General features: G+C 72.0%; 12 protein-coding genes. 7 read left to right on the top strand and 5 right to left on the bottom strand.

Annotated elements, in window-relative coordinates; translation table 11 throughout:
* Window positions 1–714 (top strand): PadR family transcriptional regulator, encoded by a 714-nt coding sequence (locus AR3_RS01225; protein WP_067907048.1) that lies wholly within the window; start codon window positions 1–3, stop codon window positions 712–714.
* An 807-nt stretch (window positions 715–1,521) separates the two neighbouring features.
* Here AR3_RS01225 and AR3_RS01230 read toward each other — a convergent pair.
* The 4 genes from AR3_RS01230 to AR3_RS01245 all read right to left on the bottom strand — a co-directional run bounded on the left by AR3_RS01230 (window position 1,522) and on the right by AR3_RS01245 (window position 5,078).
* Complete coding sequence (locus AR3_RS01230; protein WP_067907050.1) at window positions 1,522–2,490, bottom strand: zinc-binding dehydrogenase; 969 nt, start codon at window positions 2,488–2,490, stop codon at window positions 1,522–1,524.
* Window positions 2,491–2,566: 76 nt separating this feature from the next.
* On the bottom strand, window positions 2,567–3,358 hold the full coding sequence (locus AR3_RS01235) for an amino acid ABC transporter ATP-binding protein (RefSeq protein WP_067907052.1): 792 nt from the start codon (window positions 3,356–3,358) through the stop codon (window positions 2,567–2,569).
* A 20-nt stretch (window positions 3,359–3,378) separates the two neighbouring features.
* On the bottom strand, window positions 3,379–4,215 hold the full coding sequence (locus tag AR3_RS01240; protein ID WP_067907054.1) for an amino acid ABC transporter permease: 837 nt from the start codon (window positions 4,213–4,215) through the stop codon (window positions 3,379–3,381).
* 14 nt (window positions 4,216–4,229) lie between these two features.
* On the bottom strand, window positions 4,230–5,078 hold the full coding sequence (locus AR3_RS01245; protein WP_067907056.1) for an ABC transporter substrate-binding protein: 849 nt from the start codon (window positions 5,076–5,078) through the stop codon (window positions 4,230–4,232).
* 356 nt (window positions 5,079–5,434) lie between these two features.
* Here AR3_RS01245 and AR3_RS01250 point away from each other — a divergent pair, with 356 nt between their 5' ends.
* The 6 genes from AR3_RS01250 to AR3_RS01275 all read left to right on the top strand — a co-directional run bounded on the left by AR3_RS01250 (window position 5,435) and on the right by AR3_RS01275 (window position 15,920).
* On the top strand, window positions 5,435–6,649 hold the full coding sequence (locus AR3_RS01250; protein WP_067907058.1) for an NAD(P)-dependent malic enzyme: 1,215 nt from the start codon (window positions 5,435–5,437) through the stop codon (window positions 6,647–6,649).
* A gap of 277 nt (window positions 6,650–6,926) precedes the next feature.
* Complete coding sequence (locus AR3_RS01255) at window positions 6,927–7,502, top strand: CGNR zinc finger domain-containing protein (RefSeq protein ID WP_083950814.1); 576 nt, start codon at window positions 6,927–6,929, stop codon at window positions 7,500–7,502.
* A 374-nt stretch (window positions 7,503–7,876) separates the two neighbouring features.
* The gene (locus AR3_RS01260) at window positions 7,877–9,409 is read left to right on the top strand and encodes a TIGR02677 family protein (protein WP_067907060.1); all 1,533 of its coding nucleotides are present in this window, start codon (window positions 7,877–7,879) and stop codon (window positions 9,407–9,409) included.
* A complete protein-coding gene (locus AR3_RS01265) occupies window positions 9,406–10,557 on the top strand; it encodes a TIGR02678 family protein (RefSeq protein WP_067907062.1) in 1,152 nt (383 codons plus the stop codon). The genes AR3_RS01260 and AR3_RS01265 overlap by 4 nt, the downstream gene beginning before the upstream one ends.
* A gap of 18 nt (window positions 10,558–10,575) precedes the next feature.
* Entirely contained in the window at window positions 10,576–14,667 is a 4,092-nt protein-coding gene (locus tag AR3_RS01270) for a TIGR02680 family protein (protein WP_067907064.1), read from the top strand.
* Window positions 14,664–15,920 carry a TIGR02679 family protein gene (locus AR3_RS01275; protein WP_227023128.1) on the top strand — a complete coding sequence of 419 codons (1,257 nt, stop codon included), beginning with the start codon at window positions 14,664–14,666 and terminating at the stop codon, window positions 15,918–15,920. Before AR3_RS01270 ends, AR3_RS01275 begins: the two co-directional genes overlap by 4 nt.
* On the opposite strand, the gene sodX is transcribed toward AR3_RS01275, so the two are convergent.
* Complete coding sequence (sodX, locus tag AR3_RS01280; RefSeq protein ID WP_227023127.1) at window positions 15,889–16,242, bottom strand: nickel-type superoxide dismutase maturation protease; 354 nt, start codon at window positions 16,240–16,242, stop codon at window positions 15,889–15,891. The genes AR3_RS01275 and sodX overlap by 32 nt on opposite strands.
* Window positions 16,243–16,335: the final 93 nt, after the last annotated feature.

The following is a 16,335-nucleotide window of genomic DNA, read 5'->3' on the forward strand; positions in this document are numbered from 1 at the left end:
TTGAGCCCCGTCTTCGGCCACGGCCGCCTGCGGCTGTACCTGCTCAAGCTGCTGGAGGAGAGCCCCCGCCACGGCTACGAGGTGATCCGGCTGCTGCAGGACCGGTTCCTCGGGGTCTACTCCCCCTCCCCCGGCACGATCTACCCGCGCCTGGCGCGGCTGGAGTCCGAGGGCCTGGTCAGCCACGAGGTCGTCAAGGGCAAGAAGGTGTACCGGCTCACCGACAAGGGCCGGGCCGAGCTGGAGCGCCGGATGGACGAGCTGGCCGAGCTGGAGGAGGAGATCGCCGCCTCGGCGCAGCGGTTCGCCCGCGAGGTGCAGCAGGACGTCCGCCAGACGGTGCGCTCGCTGCGCGAGGAGCTCACCCAGGCCGCCCGCACGATGCGCGACCAGGGCCGCGCCGCGTCCATGGAGGCGTGGCGGGAGACCGCCGAACGCCATAAGGAGGAGTGGCGCCGCCAGAAGGAGTTCTGGCGGGAGCAGAAGCAGGCCTGGAAGGAGGAGTGGCAGCGCAACTGGGAGGAGGTCTGGCGGACCGCCACCGGCTCCCCGGACGACGTCGCCCGCCTCAAGCTGGAGCGTCTGCTCGCCCGCTTCGTCGAGGACGTCCGCCGCGACGTCCGGCACGCCCACTTGGACGAGCACGACCTGGAGGCGGTGCGGGACCTCCTCGACGACGCCCGCGCCCGCCTCCGCGACCTGCTCCGCGACTGACCGCGCGCCCCGCCCTGCAAGCGGCGAGCACGCTTCCACGCCGCAGGAGCTCTGCGGAAGGCATTCCACCAGGCCAGACGCCGCCCAGATCCACCAGGCCGCCCAACAGCGACCACAGACCTTCAGCGTCCATCTGCCGCGCGCTCAGGGGCCTACGTCGGACACGCGCGCGGTGACGCACCGCCCCTACGGCTCCCCGCGCTTCTCCAGCGCAGGGAGCCCCCTGCGGAAGGCACCCCATCCGGCCAGGCGCCGCCCGGTTTCACCAGGCCGCCCACACCGGTCAAGCGGCGACCAGAGACCTCCAGCGTCTCTTCTGCCGCGCACCCAAGGGCCCATGGCAGACACGCACGCGGTGACGCACCGCCCCTACGGCTCCCCCCCCCCCGCCTCCCCGGCGGAGACGTCCCTGCGGAAGGCAGCCCATTCGACCAGGCACCGTCCCCGAACCAGCAGGCCGCCTCAAGCCGCAGCACAGGGGCCGTTAGCGTCCTTCTGCGGCACGCCAGGCGCACGCCTTCCCGTCGCAGACGTCTCTGCAGAGGGCGGCCCATTTGGCCAGACGCCGCCCGGATTCACCAGGCCGCCCACACCGATCAAGCGGCGACCAGAGACCTCCAGCGTCCCTCTGGCGCACGCGCAGGCCTACAACACAGCGAGCGTGCGGCGCGGTGCCGTACTGCCTTCTGCAGTGCTTCACGCCCTTCTACGGGCGTCTCGCCCGCTCGCCTTGACCGCGCGTCTCCCCCGCCGCCCGGCGGCGAGCGGGCGCGTCTAGAGGCGCCCCGCCGCCCGCTCAGGAGCCGATCAGACGGTGAAGACGACCTTGCCGAAGAGTTCGCCCGCGGCCATGGCGGTGAAGCCCTCGACGGCGTCCGTCAGCGGCAGGACCCGGTCGATCTTCGGCCGGACGCCCGTCTTCACCAGGAAGCGCGCCAGCCTCTGGAGCTGGTCGCGGGTGCCCATGGTGGAGCCGACCACCGACAGCTGCAGGAAGAACACCCGGTTCAGCTCGGCGGGCGGCACCTGGCCGCTCGTCGCCCCGGACACCACGATCCGCCCGCCCGGACGCAGCGACTTCAGCGAATGCGACCAGGTGGCCTGGCCGACCGTCTCCATGACCGCGTCGACCCGTTCCGGCAGCCGGGCGCCGGGTTCGAACGCCGCGTCCGCGCCGAGCTCCAGCGCCCGCTCGCGCTTGGCCTCGCTGCGGCTGGTCGCCCAGACGCGGTAGCCCGCGGCCGAGCCGAGCGCGATCAGCGCGGTGGCGACGCCGCCGCCCGCGCCCTGCACCAGCACGGTGGAGCCGGGCTGCAGTCCGGCCTTGTCGAACAGCATGCGGTAGGCCGTGAGCCAGGCGGTCGGCAGGCACGCGGCCTCCTCGAACGACAGCTCCGGCGGCTTGGGCACCAGGTTGCGGCGCGGCACCGCGACCTTCTCGGCGAACGTGCCGTCGTGCAGCTCCGACAGCAGCGTCCGCTTGGGGTCGAGGGTCTCGTCCCCGCCGCCGCGCTCCGGGTCGCCGATCACCGCGTGCACGATGACCTCGTTGCCGTCCTCGTCCACCCCCGCCGCGTCGCAGCCGAGGATCATGGGGAGCTGCTCGGCGCGCAGTCCCACGCCGCGCAGCGACCACAGGTCGTGGTGGTTGAGGGCGGTGGCCTTGACCGTCACCGTGGTCCACCCGTCGGGGACCTCCGGTTCGGGCCGCTCGCCCAGCGTCAGCCCCTTCACGGGATCGTCTGCGTCGAATCGCGTAGCCGTCACAGCGAACATGACCGCACCATACGGGACGCCGGTCGCGCACCCGAGAGGCGCGTCCGCGATACGCGCGCCGCCCGTGCCTCTCCGGTCAGGCGCCCTCGGCGGGGAGGGCGGCGCCGTCGAGGTCGTCCTCCTGGGCGTGGGTCGGGTCGAGCACGCGCCGCAGGAACGTCTTGGTCCGCTCGTGCCGCGGCGCGCCGATGACCTGCTCGGGCGGGCCGTCCTCGACGATCACGCCGCCGTCCATGAAGACGACCCGGTCGGCCACGTCCCGGGCGAAGCCCATCTCGTGGGTGACCACGAGCATGGTCATGCCCTCCTGGGCGAGCTTGCGCATGACGGTGAGCACGTCCCCGACCAGCTCGGGGTCCAGCGCGGACGTCGGCTCGTCGAACAGCATCAGGTCCGGGTTCATCGCCAGCGCGCGGGCGATCGCCACGCGCTGCTGCTGCCCTCCGGACAGCTGCGCCGGGTAGCTGTCGGCCTTGTCCTCCAGGCCCACCTTCGCCAGGTTCTCGCGGGCGATCCGCTCCGCCTCGCCCTTGGGCCGCTTGAGCACCCGCCGCTGCGCGATGGTGACGTTGTCCAGCACCTTCAGGTGCGGGAACAGGTTGAACTGCTGGAACACCATGCCGACCTTGCGGCGGGCCGCGTCGATGTCGACGTCGGGGTGGGTGAGCTCCTCCCCTTCGACGAAGACCTGCCCGCCGGTCGGCGTCTCCAGCAGGTTGACGCAGCGCAGCAGCGTCGACTTGCCGGAGCCGGACGGGCCGATGATGCAGATCACCTGGCCGCGCTCGACGGTCAGGTCGATGCCCTTGAGCACCTTCAGGTCGCCGTAGGCCTTGTGCAGGCCGCGGATCTCCACCATGGGGGTCATCGCGTCACCGTGCCTTCCGCTCACCGTGCCTTCGCCTGTCGGGCCTCCAGGCGCCGCACGGCGAACCCCAGCGGCACCGTGATGATCAGATAGCACGCGCCCGCCACCACGAAGGGGGTCGAGTCGGCCGTGTTGATCGCGAAGTCCGAGCCGATCTTGGTGAGCTCCACCCCGGTGGCGGCGATGCCGAGCGCGGACACCAGCGAGGAGTCCTTGAACAGCAGCACCAGCTCGTTGGTGAGCGGCGGGATGATGATCCGCAGCGCCTGCGGGATCACGATGGTGAACATCGCCCGGGTGTGCGACATGCCGAGCGAGCGCGCCGCCTCCAGCTGCCCCTTCGGCACGGCCTGGATGCCCGCGCGGAACGTCTCGGCCATGTAGGCGGCCGCGACGAGGCCCAGCCCCAGCGCCACCGCGCCCACGGTGCCGCCGGGCACCGGGCCGCCCAGCGCGATCGGCAGCCCGTACCCGATGATCAGCAGGGTGAGCAGCGCCGGCAGGCCGCGGAAGATCTCCACGAACAGCAGGGCGACCGCCCGGTACACCGCCAGCGACGACAGCCGCATCAGCGCCACGAGCAGGCCGAGCGCGAAGCCGAGCGCGTAGGCGGTGAGCGTGTAGATGATCGTGTTCTTCAGCGCGACCGTGAACAGGTCCGGGTACATCTCCCGGGTGTTGTCGAAGTCCAGGAAGGTGTCCTGGATCTTCGGCCAGTCCACGATGAACACCACGGCGACCAGCACGACGACGAACAGCGCGTACTGGACGGCGATGCTGATCTTGCGGCGCTGACGGGGCGACAGGCCGGTCCGGCCCCGGGCGGGGCCGGCCGGCTCGGTGGCGGTTGTGCTCATGGACTATCGGTCGCTCACTGGGCGTTGGGCGTGCTCTTCGGCTCCGACCCGATCCACTTGACGTAGAGCTGCCTCCAGCTGCCGTCCTTGATCGACTCGCTGATCGTGTCGTTGATCACCTTGAGCAGCTCGGGGTTGCCCCCCTTGCGGACCGCGAAACCGTACTGCATGCCGGTCTCGAACTCTGCGGTGCGCTCGAACTTGGCGGCCACGTCCGGCTTCTTCAGCCAGTCGTTCACCACCGGCAGGTCCTGCAGGATGATGTCGATCTGCCCGGACTGCAGCGCCAGCAGCTGCTTGCCCGCGTCGTCGAACTCCTTGGGCTTCAGCCCCGCCTTCTTGGCCTCGTCCAGGCTGGTGGTGCCGGTCTGGACGCCCAGGCGCAGGTTCTGGGACTTGACCTGCTCCAGCGTGGTCACGCCCTTGCCCTTGGCGGTCATCAGGGCGATCGCCTCGGGGAAGTAGGACGTCGAGAAGTCCAGGTTCTTCTTGCGCTCCTCGGTGATGGTCATGCCGGCCGCCGCCACGTCGCAGCGTCCGGAGTTGAGCGCGGCGCCGCTCTTGATGATGTCGAACTTGACGTCCACGATCTCCTGCGTGACGCCCAGCTTCTGGGCGACCTTGTCGATCAGATCGACGTCGAAGCCGACGACCTTGCCGTTCTGCGGGAACTGGAACGGCGGGTAGGGCAGGCTGGTGCAGGTGGTCAGCTTGCCGTTCTTGACGAGCTTGACACCGGGGACCTTGGTCCCGGCCGCCGAATCGTCGCCCGAGTCACCGCCGCACGCGGTCAGCGCCAGCAAGCCGGTCAGGGCGAACGCGGCGGCCGCGACGGAACGGCGACGCAGTGAACCAGTCGTCACGGTCCCTCCACAATCAGTAGTCGGATCCCGGTCGATCCGTGGACGAGTGGACATTGTGGCCTACACCATGCATGCAGCGGATTAAGGCTCCAAAACAATCGGACAACAAGGCAGACTGCCCCACCCTACCCGCGGCGACGTTTCGACTGCACACCGTGGGCATGACACCAGGAAGCGGAGGGTCCTCCGTGACGTTCGCCACCTCGGGGCCCGCCGTGGGGGTCGGGGCCCCTGTGGCACAATCGGACAACGGGTGACCCCCGTACGTCGCGAGATCACCGCAGGTGCACGGCCACGAGACCACGTCACCTACGCGGCATCGCCTGAAAGCTCGAATCTCACAGACAGGGGTCGCTGTGGCTGTTCAGCCCTTCACCAGCGAAGCGCGTCGCCGCGAGTCCTCCGACGCCGCCTCGCTCGACAACGATCCGGCATTTCGACTGCACCGGGGCGGCAAGCTGGAAATGCGTTCGACCATCCCGGTGCGCGACAAGGAAGACCTCTCGCTCGCCTACACCCCCGGCGTGGCCCGGGTGTGCACCGCCATCGCCGACGATCCCGCGCTCGCCCACAGCTACACGTGGACGTCCAAGGTCGTCGCCGTGGTGACCGACGGCACGGCGGTGCTCGGCCTCGGTGACATCGGTCCGGCGGCGTCCATGCCCGTCATGGAGGGCAAGTCGCTGCTGTTCAAGGAGTTCGCCGGCATCGACTCGGTGCCGATCGCGCTCGACTGCACCGGTGTCGACGAGATCGTGGAGACCGTCGTGCGGCTGGCCCCCAGCTTCGGCGGGATCAACCTGGAGGACATCAGCGCGCCGCGCTGCTTCGAGATCGAGGACCGCCTGCGCGCGGCCCTGGACATCCCCGTCTTCCACGACGACCAGCACGGCACCGCGATCGTGACGCTGGCCGCCCTGAAGAACGCGGCCCGCCTCATCGGCCGGCCGCTGTCGGACCTGCGCGCGGTCGTGGCGGGCGCGGGCGCCTCCGGCGTCGCCGTGACGCGCATGCTGCTGGAGGCGGGCATCGGCGACATCGCCGTGTCCGACAGCCGCGGCCTGATCTACCCGGGCCGCCCCGGGCTGAACCCGGTCAAGGAGGCGCTGGCGGCCGACACCAACCGGGCCGGCCTGCGCGGCTCCACCGAGGAGGCGCTGCGCGGCGCCGACGTGTTCATCGGCCTGTCGGGCAGCACCGTGCACGAGTCGGCCATCGCCGCGATGGCCCCCGACGCGATCGTGTTCGCGCTGTCCAACCCGACGCCCGAGGTCCACCCCGACGTCGCCCGGCGGTACGCGCGGGTGGTCGCCACCGGCCGCAGCGACTACCCCAACCAGATCAACAACGTGCTGGCCTTCCCCGGCATCTTCCGCGGCGCGCTGGACGTGCGCGCCCGCACCATCACCGAGGGGATGAAGCTGGCCGCGGCCGACGCGCTGGCCGCGATCGTGGGCGACGACCTCGCCCCGGACCACGTCATCCCCGGTCCGTTCGACGAGCGGGTGGCGCCCGCGGTGAGCGCCGCCGTGGCCGAACAGGCCCGCCGCGAGGGCGTCAGCCGCGCCTGACCAGGCGCTTCGCGTCACGGCCCGTGCTCCCCGCACACGGGGGCACGGGCCGTTGTCATGGGGACGCCGGCACCGCCGTGACATGCAGCGAAATCTGCGACGTCACCCCTCCATGACCAGCGATTCATCGACAAGGAGCGGGCAAAGCAGCACAATATTTCATATTCCTCCGGGACGGCTTCTATGGCCGCAGTCACAGAAGGTGTAATAGTCGGCATAGGGGAATGATCCCGACGACTCACCCTCGCGCGAGGGCCCGACTCCGTCAGGAGCGCTCGTGGACCTCTCCTCCTACGCAGACCTGGCGCTCGTTCTGGTGAACACCCGGGGCCTGGACGGGGACGATCTCGGGGACCTGGACGGGCTGCAGGCGCTGCTGGCGGACCGTCCGCACCTGAGCGGCCGGATCACGCGCCGCGACCTGGACGCGATGCGCGAACTGCGCGAGGAGCTGCGGGCCGTCTTCGTCGCGGCGTCCCGCGGGGACGAAGAGGGCGCCGTCGAACGCCTCAACGCCCTGCTCATCCGGCACCCCGTCCATCCGCAGCTGTCCGGCCACGACGCGGAGGACTGGCATCTGCACTTCAACGAGGGCGGCTCCATCCCCGACCGGTACGCGGCGCGCGCCGCCATGGGGCTCGCCGTCCACATCAGCGAGCGCGGCCTGGCCGGGCTCGGCGTCTGCGCGGCCGAGGGCTGCGAACGCGTCTACCTCGACGCCACCGACGCCCCCTCCCGCCGCTACTGCACCGAGCACACCCCGTCCCCCGATCGCCGCCCCGATCTTTCCTCGGCGACCCACCGTCCCCGGCCCCGCCGAGTCTCCGTCCCCCTCCGCCCCCGCCGCCGTTGAGGCGAATCGCTCGCGGGCTGTCACCCCGTCTCCGAGGACGGTCGCCATAGCGGTCTGCGGTCCGTCTGAACGCACCATCCGCCACATAAGAATCAAAAACCTCATAACTCACAGGCGGCGGCCTGGCCCCCACACCAAAGGCGGCCTCGCCTGGACCGCCCCACCCGTGATCATCGCCAGACGCGGCGAGCAAAGGCCGTGGTCATGGCGCGAGCATCGCGCCGTCGTACTGGGGTCCCTGCCCTAAAGGCGACAATTTCCGGCCACAACGGCGCAGAAGGCCGCAAGTGTCAGAGGCCTCCTCTACTGTGAGAGCTCAGCCACCCTGGGAAACGCGTGGTGGCCGGGAGACCAAAGGGTCAGGAAGCCGGTAGATGGCCGATCAGTCTTCGCCACAGCCGTTCGCGCATCTGAGCACACCGAACTCCCAGCTTTACCGGGAGGTGCTGGGGGTGTTCGCGAAGGCCAAGGAACGGTTCATCGTCCACCTGCGGCCCGAGGACGTGGCCGCCGAGCTGGGGCGAGCGAACGACGAACAGCTCGCGCAGGCGCTGGACAAGCTCGTCGAGTGGGGGAATCTGCGGGCCGACGCCGACACCGGCCGGGTCACCACCGTCGAAGACTTTCACCGCAAGCGGTTCCTTTACCAGCTGACCGCGGCCGGGCAGGCGGCAGAGCAGGCGATCGCGTTCTACGAGGACGCGATCGGGCGGCGGGGAGCGTTGCAGTCGGTGGCCCTGGCGGACATCGGCGATCAGCTGGAGGCCTTGTCCGCCCTGGCCGACGACGCCGACCCGGATCCGGTCAAGGTCCATCTCCTGCTGCTGAGTCTCGCCGAGCGGTTCTCCTCGCTCGCGGACAACGCGCAGGCGTTCATGGCCTCGCTGCGCCGGGCGATCGACTTCTCCGACGGCGACGTGGAAGGCTTCATCGCCTACAAGGAACGACTGATCGACTACATCGATCGGTTCATCGCCGACCTGGCCAATTCCGGTGCCCGAATCGCGACGCTCCTGGCCAAGGTCGAGGCGCGGGGACACGAGCGGCTGCTTCGACTGGCGGCGCGGCGGGAAGCGGCCGACGCCGTACCGGACGGCGCCGACGCCGACGCGGCCAGGGAGCGGGCCGAGGCGGCGGCGTTCGACGGGTGGCTCAATCGGTGGCGGGGCCTCCGCGACTGGTTCGTGTCAGGGGGCGCGGACCGCCAGTCGCAGGCGAGGCTGCTGCGGCAGGCCGCGGTGACGGCGATCAAGCAGCTGGTCGACACGGTGGGCCTGCTCAACGAGCGGCGGTCGGGCCGTTCCGACCGCTCGGCGGACTTCCGGACGCTGGCGCGGTGGTTCGCCGAGGCGCCTGATGATCAGGCGCGGCACCGGCTGTGGCGCGCCGCGTTCGGGCTCACGTCGGCCCGTCATCTGACGGTCACCCCGGAGACCGTCGCCGCGTGGGACGAGGCGGGCACCGCGGGCATGCCGTGGGCGCGGGCGCCGGCGGTGCGGATCTCCCCGCGGCTGCGCCGGACGGGCTCCTACGAGCGGCGCGGCAGGCCCCATCGCGTGCGCGACCGTTCGCAGGCCAAGAGGCTGCTGGCCGAGCAGGCGGAGCGCGAGGCCGCCGAGACGGCGGCGGCGCGCGCCCGGCTCCGCACCGCGGGGCCGACGCTCCTGTCGGACCTGAACGTGCTCGATCCGAAGGCGTTCCGGCTGTTCCTCGCGTTGCTCGGCGACGCCCTGGCGGCGCGCCGACCGGGTGAGACCGAGGTGAAGACGCTCACCGCGGACGGATCGATGGAGGTGCGGCTGTCGCTGGTGCCCGACGGCGGGCCGGCGCGCGTCCGCACCGAGGACGGAGTGCTCACCGGCCCCGAGCACATCATCGAGATCACCGACCTGACGGGAACACCGTGATCCAGGAGGAGGAACGGGCGCAGCGGCGGGCCGCGTTGCGCGCCCTGCTGCGCAAACCGCTGCTGACCGCCGAGTCCGATCCCGAAGAGCTGACGCTGGTCCGACGGCACCAGGCCGAGCTGCGTGACTGGCTGAGCCGGGAGACCGGCTGGCGGCTGCACGTCGACAGCGAGACCGCACGGCTGTTCAAGACGGCCCCGTCGCTGGAGGACGCCACGCACCCCGCGCGCGGCAAGGGCAAGGAGCCGTTCGGCAGGCGCCGCTATGTCCTGTTGTGCCTGGCTCTCGCGGTGTTGGAGCGCGCCGACGCGCAGACCACGCTGGGCCGGCTCGCCGAGGAGGTGCTGAACGCGGCGGCCGAACCGGACCTGGCGCTCGAGTTCACCCTGGACACCCGGGCGGAGCGGGCCGACCTGGTCGCGGTGGTGCGGACGCTGCTCGACTGGGGAGTCCTGCGGCGGGTGGCCGGCGACGAGGAGGCGTACCTCTCGGCGACCGGAGACGCCTTGTACGACGTGCGCCGCAACGTGCTGTCGGTGCTGCTCACAGGGGCGCGCGGCCCGTCCACGGTGACCGCCGCCACATTCGAGGAGAGGCTGTCCGCACTGACCGACGAGCCCGTGCCCGACAGCGACGACCTGCGCAATCAGGCGTTGCGGTGGAGACTGACCAGGCGTCTTCTCGAAGACCCGGTCATCTACCACCACGACCTGGACGAGGCCGAGCGCGCCTATCTGCTGTCGCAACGGCCGGCGATCACCCGGCGGATCGAGGAGGCGACCGGGCTGGTGCCCGAGGTACGGGCGGAGGGCATCGCCATGGTCGACCCCGACGACGAGCTGACCGATGTCCGCATGCCCGAGCAGCACACCGACGGACACGTGACGCTCCTGGTCGCCGAGTTCCTGGCCGGACGCGACGGCGAGGTGACCCGCGACGAGCTGCGCGCCTTCGTCCGCGATGCCGCCGCCCGGCACGCCTCCTACTGGCGCAAGGGCGTGACCGAGCCCGGCGCCGAGGACGAGCTACTGGACATCGCTCTGGAGAAGCTGGCGGCGCTGCGCCTGGTCGTCGTCCTGCCGGACCGGGTGCGCGCGCTGCCCGCCATCGCCCGCTACGCCCTGGACGAGCCCACCATCCGCAACTGACTCCCGGAGAGGCGAACGGTGACGACGAAGACATCGGACCCGGCGGTACGGCTCCCCGAACCGACATCCGAGCGGTGGAAGCCCCTGCGCGCCGGCCTGGTCGACATCTTCTACTACGACGCCGAGGAGTTCTGGTTCCACGACGGGCGGCTGCTGCTGCGCGGCAACAACGGCACCGGCAAGTCCAAGGTGCTCGCGCTGACGCTGCCGTTCCTGCTGGACGGCGAGCTCGCCCCGCACCGGGTCGAGCCCGACGGCGACCGGCAGAAGCGCATGGAGTGGAACCTGCTGCTGGGCGGCAGGCACCCGTATCCCGAGCGGCTCGGCTATACCTGGCTGGAGTTCGGCCGCCGCGCCGCCGACGGAACGACCGAGTTCCGCACGATCGGGTGCGGGCTGAAGGCGGTGTCAGGACGCGGCATCGCCCGGCACTGGTTCTTCGTCACCGATCAGCGTCCCGGGCGGGACCTCCACCTGGTGTCGGCCACGGGCGTGGCGCTCAGCCGCGAGAAGCTCCGGGAGGCGGTGGAGGGCCGCGGGATGGTCTATGACAAGGCGTCGGACTACCGGCGGGCGGTGGACGAGACCCTGTTCGGTCTCGGCGCGCACCGCTACGAGGCCTTGGTGAACCTGCTGATCCAGCTGCGCCAGCCCCAGCTGTCCAAGCGCCCGGACGAACGGCTGCTCTCGCGGGCGCTCACCGAGGCGCTGCCGCCGCTGAGCCCCACCTTGATCGCCACGGTCGCCGAGGCGTTCCGCGGCCTGGACGAGGAACGCGAGGCCCTGCGCTCGCTCAACGAGGCCCGCACAGCCGCCGAGGCGTTCCTCCGCCATTACCGCCGGTACGCCCGGATCGCCGCCAAGCGCGCCGCCGCGGACCCGCGGCAGACCAACAGCCGCTATGAGAGGTTGAACCGGGATCTGGCCACGGCCGAGTCCGAGCGCGAGGCCGCTGAGCGGGAGCTGGCCGAGGCGCGCCGGCTCCTGGAGGACCTCCAGGCCGAAAAGAAACGGCTGGAGGCGCGCCTTCAGGCGTTGAGGGAGAGCCCGCAGATGCGCGACGCCCGACGCATCGAGGAGGCGAAGCGGGAGGCCGACCGCAGGAACGAGCATGCCGACCACCTGGAGCGCGAACGCGCCGAGCGGCTCACGGAGGTCGACCGCCGCCGCACACGCGCCGAGGAGGCGCGCGTGCGGCGCGAGCAGGCCGAGCAGGCCGCGGCCGCCGCGTCGGAACGGGCGGCGGCCGCCGCCGACCAGGCCCGATGCGGGAGTCGGCACGAGCAGATCGTCACTGAGTGGGAGCGCGACCCGGCGCAGGCCCGGCGGGACGCCGACGAACTCGTCCGGCGCACCTCGCAGGCGATCGCCGAGTTGGAACGGCTCCTAGCCGCCCTGGCCCAGGCGCGGACCCGGCTGGAATCGGCCAGGGCGGCGGCGGAGCGCCTGGAGAACCAGGTGCAGGAGGCCGCCGCGGCGGTCGCCGCCGCCGAGACGACGGCGCGGGAGCGCGCGGAGGAGCTCGTCGAGGCCTACGTCGCCTACATGGCCGGGCTCACGGAGATCAAGATCGAGGACCCGGACGGGGTGGTGGCCGCGCTGAAGGCGTGGACGCAGACCGCGGAGACCCCCAACCCCGCCGCCGCGGCCGTGGACGACGCGGCGCGCGCGGCGACCGCCGAGCTCGGTCGTCTGGACGCCGACCTGCGGTCGCGGCTGCGTGACGAGCAGGAGACGGCGCGGCGGCTCAGAGAGGAGATCGATCGGCTGGAGCGCGGTGTCCACGAGCCCCCGCCCGTCCCCTACACGCGTGCCCCGCAGGCCCGCACCGGTCGGCCGGGTGCGCCGCTGTGGAAGGTCGTGGACTTCGCCGACGCGCTGCCCGCCGAGCAACGCGCCGGTCTGGAGGCGGCGCTGGAGGCGGCGGGCCTTCTCGACGCCTGGGTGACGCCCGAGGGCGGGCTGCTGGCGGAGGACGACACGTTCCTGCTGACCGGCGAGCCCGTCGACGGCCCGTCCTGCACCGCCGTGCTGCACCCGGCCATCGACCGCGCCGACCCCCAGGCCGCCGCACTCGGCGACGATGCCGTCCGGGCCGTGCTGGCCGGAATCGGCCTCGGCCCGGGCGGCGGGACGACCTGGGTCGCCGTGGACGGCCGATGGGCCAACGGCGTGCTCGGCGGCGCCTGGCACAAGGACGAGGCCGGCTACATCGGCGAAGGGGCGCGAGAGGCGGCCCGGCGCGCCCGTGTGGCCCGGCTGCGCGACGAACTCGCCGCGACCACCGATCGCATCACGGGGCTGCTGGACGCGCGCGACAGGCTCGCGGCCCGGCAGCGGGCACTGGACGCCGAGCATCGCGCGCTCCCCTCGGACGCGGCTCTGCGGGAGGCGCTCGTCCGTCTCACCGACCGGCACCGCCAGCGCCGGCAGCTCGCCGAGCAGCACAGGGAGGCCCTCGCCATGGTGGCCGCCCGCGACGACGAGGTCGCCGCGGCACACCGGGCCGCCGCCGAGTTCGCCGGCGATGTCGGCCTGCCGGCGGACGCCGCGCAGCTGGCGGAAGTCGGCCAGGCACTGACCGAGTACCGGCTGGCGCTGGCGGGGCTGTGGCACGCCGCCGAAATCCTGCTCGCCGCGCGCCGAACCGAACGCGAGGAGGACGAGGAGCTGGCCGACGTTCAGCGACGCCTGAACGACCTGTCGGAACGCGCCGCCGCCGCTCGCGAGAAGGCGATCGCCGCCGCGGAGAGCTACCGGACTCTGGTCGCCACCGCCGGAGCCGCCGTGGAGGAGCTCTTCCGGCAGATGGACGAGGTGCAACGGTCCCTCGACGCATGTGAAAGGCACCAGGAGGACATTCGCAAGCGCGAGAGCACAGCGCTGGAGACCCGGCTGAAAGCCGAGAGCAGGTGCGAGCAGCTCGCCGAGCGCATCAAGGAGGCGGCCGTCGATCGCGACAGGGCGATCGCATCGTTCCGCGACTTCGCCGCCACCGGACTGCTCGCCATCGCCCTGCCCGACCTGCCGATTCCCGACCTGGCGGACACGTGGGCGGCCCGCCCTGCCGTGGAACTGGCCCGTGCGGTGAACACGGCACTCGACAGCGTTGACGACGGAGACGCTCAGTGGGACCGCGTTCAGCGCAAGGTGACCGAGGAGCACAAGCTGCTGTCGGATGTGATGTCCCGGCACGGTCACTCGGTGGGCTTGACCCTGCGTGACGGGTTCCTGGTCGTGGACGTGGTCTTCCAGGGCCGCTCCCACGACATCCCGGGTCTGGTCGAGGCGCTGGCCGAGGACACCGAGCAGCGCGCCCGGCTGCTGTCGGCCCGGGAACGGGAGATTCTGGAGAATCACCTGCTCAACGAGGTGGCCGGCACGCTGCAGGAGCTGATCGCCGCGGCCGTGGAAGAGGTCGCCGCGATGAACGCGGAACTGCAGACGCGGCCCACGTCCACCGGGATGCGCCTGCGGCTGCAGTGGAAACCGGCGCGTGACGCCCCCGAGGGCCTGGCGCAGGTCCGCGAGAAGCTGCGGCAGACCGTCGACGCCTGGTCGGCCGACGACCGCGCGGCCGTCGGCGCATTCCTGCAGGAACAGATCAACCGGGAGCATGAGCGGAACCCCGCGGCGGGCTGGACCGAGCAGCTGACCAACGCGCTGGACTACCGCACCTGGCACGCCTTCACCATCCAGCGCCTGCAGGACGGCCAATGGCGCCCGGCCACGGGGCCGGCCTCCGGTGGAGAGCGAGTGCTCGCGGCGTCCGTGCCGCTGTTCGCCGCCGCGTCCGCGCACTACAAATCCGCCGCCAACCCGTACGCGCCGCGCCTGGTGGCGCTGGACGAGGCGTTCGCGGGCGTCGACGACGACTCGCGGGCCAAGTGCCTCGGTCTGCTGGCGACGTTCGACATGGACGTGGTCATGACCAGCGAGCGGGAGTGGGGCTGCTATCCGCAGGTGCCCGGCCTGGCCATCTGCCACCTGTCCCGCCGGGACGGCATCGACGCCGTCCTGGTCACACCGTGGCGCTGGGACGGCCGCGAACGCACCCGCGTGACTCGTCCCGAGCCGGGCGGCGCGCAAGAGGACCTGTTCGCCGGATGACCGGAGACATGACCGCCGACATCGACCGGCTGCGCCGCCTACTGGGCAATTCGGAGATCGCGTGGTTGCGGGCCCGGGTCCGCCGGCGCCTCGAACGAGGCCGACCGCTGACCGGCTCGATCACACTGGCGCACGCCACCGCGGAACAGCGGCGTGCCGTGGAGCTGCTGCTCGGACGCCGCGTCGGGACGGGCGCCTCGATATCGGTGCGGCTCGCTGAGGTCGATCGGATCCTGCGCGACAGCGGGGCCTGTCCCGACGGCCTGGCCGCCGCCGTCGAGCTGCTGGACGGCCCCGTCCGCGACCGGGTGCGCGAGCGCGCCGAGAACGCCGCGGCCTGGCGGGCGGCCTTCGCTCCGCTGGACGCGGCGGTGCGCGGACGGGCGGAACTGGACGGCTGGCGTGCCTGGCTGGACTCCACCGGCCTGGTCCGCCGGCTCACCGCCGGCCCGGAGGAGGCCGCCGGGGTGCTTTGTCGCCTTGCCGCGGTCGTGGAGCGACTGCCCTCCTCGGGGATCCCGCTCGGCCGACTGGCCGCCGAAACCTGCGGTGACGCGCACGCTTTGGACGAGGGGTCCGCACTGGCGACGCTGGCCCTGTCGGCGGCGCGTGCGCTGGCCGGGCTGCCCCACACGGGGGAGGGAACTGCCGAAGCACGGCGCGCGGCCTGGGCCGCCGTCGGGGTGCATCTGGACGAGCTGTCCTCCGTCGTGCTGAGTCTGGGCCTGCCGGGCGACGATCACACGCCGCTGGGGCGTCTGCTGGGCACCGCCCGGACCGCAGGCGAACCGCTGGTCTTGACCCTCCGCCAACTCCACCGCCATCGCGGTCCCCTACCCGCGCCTGGCCTGGTCCGGCTATGCGAGAACCCTGTGGTGATCGCCGCCGCGGCCGATGATCTCGGCCCGGCCTGCCCTCCCCTCGTCTGCGTGAGCGGCCGCCCGTCCACCGCCGTGTGGCGGCTCCTGGAACTCCTCGAGGCGGGCGGTGCCGAGTTCGCCTACCACGGCGACTTCGACTGGGGCGGCATCGCGATCGCCGCGGCCGTTCGGGAAAGAGTCGGGTGGCGCCCGTGGCGCTACGACGCCCCGTCCTACCTGGCGGCCTTGGCGACGGTCTCCGGCGGCCCGCTGACCGGTCGCCCACGTCCCGCCCCCTGGGACCCGGAGCTGACCGCGGCGATGGCAGAGCGTGGGGTGCGGGTGGACGAGGAGCTCGTGCTCAGCGGTCTTCTCGCGGACCTGCGCGGCTGACGCGGAAGATCGACAGGCGGGACGGCGGCCAGTAGCGGGCGACGACGCGGCCGACGATCAGGGGGTCGGGGACGGCGTCGAAGTCCCAGCTGTCCTGGCGTCCGGGGGCTCCCTGGTTGTCGCTTTCCAGCCACCACCCGCCGTCGGTGCGCCGCGTCGCCCTCTTGACGATGAGCAGCCCGTCGCGTCCCGGATGGCGCGCCACCACCACGTCGCCCTCCGCGACGCGCGCGCCCCGGCGCACCAAGAGCCAGTCACCGGGACGCAACGCGGGCGTCATCGACTCGCCCGTCACCTCGACGGCCAGCAGCCCACCGAGCACTCCCGCCCCCGCATAGGTCGCCGTTGCCTGGAAACAAGACCACTTCGGGCAGGCCGCCGGAACGGTCCTAGGCCCAAATACCGAGCGCCCCAG

Source organism: Actinomadura rubrobrunea NBRC 15275, from assembly GCF_001552235.1.
GTDB lineage: Bacteria > Actinomycetota > Actinomycetes > Streptosporangiales > Streptosporangiaceae > Spirillospora > Spirillospora viridilutea.

Bases quoted from the DNA above. Each gene is read 5' to 3' on its own strand.
- AR3_RS01230 (WP_067907050.1), bottom strand. From the start codon at position 2,490: ATGTTCGCTGTGACGGCTACGCGATTCGACGCAGACGATCCCGTGAAG.
- AR3_RS01235 (WP_067907052.1), bottom strand. From the start codon at position 3,358: ATGACCCCCATGGTGGAGATCCGCGGCCTGCACAAGGCCTACGGCGAC.
- AR3_RS01240 (WP_067907054.1), bottom strand. From the start codon at position 4,215: ATGAGCACAACCGCCACCGAGCCGGCCGGCCCCGCCCGGGGCCGGACC.
- AR3_RS01260 (WP_067907060.1), top strand. From the start codon at position 7,877: ATGGCCGATCAGTCTTCGCCACAGCCGTTCGCGCATCTGAGCACACCG.
- AR3_RS01275 (WP_227023128.1), top strand. From the start codon at position 14,664: ATGACCGGAGACATGACCGCCGACATCGACCGGCTGCGCCGCCTACTG.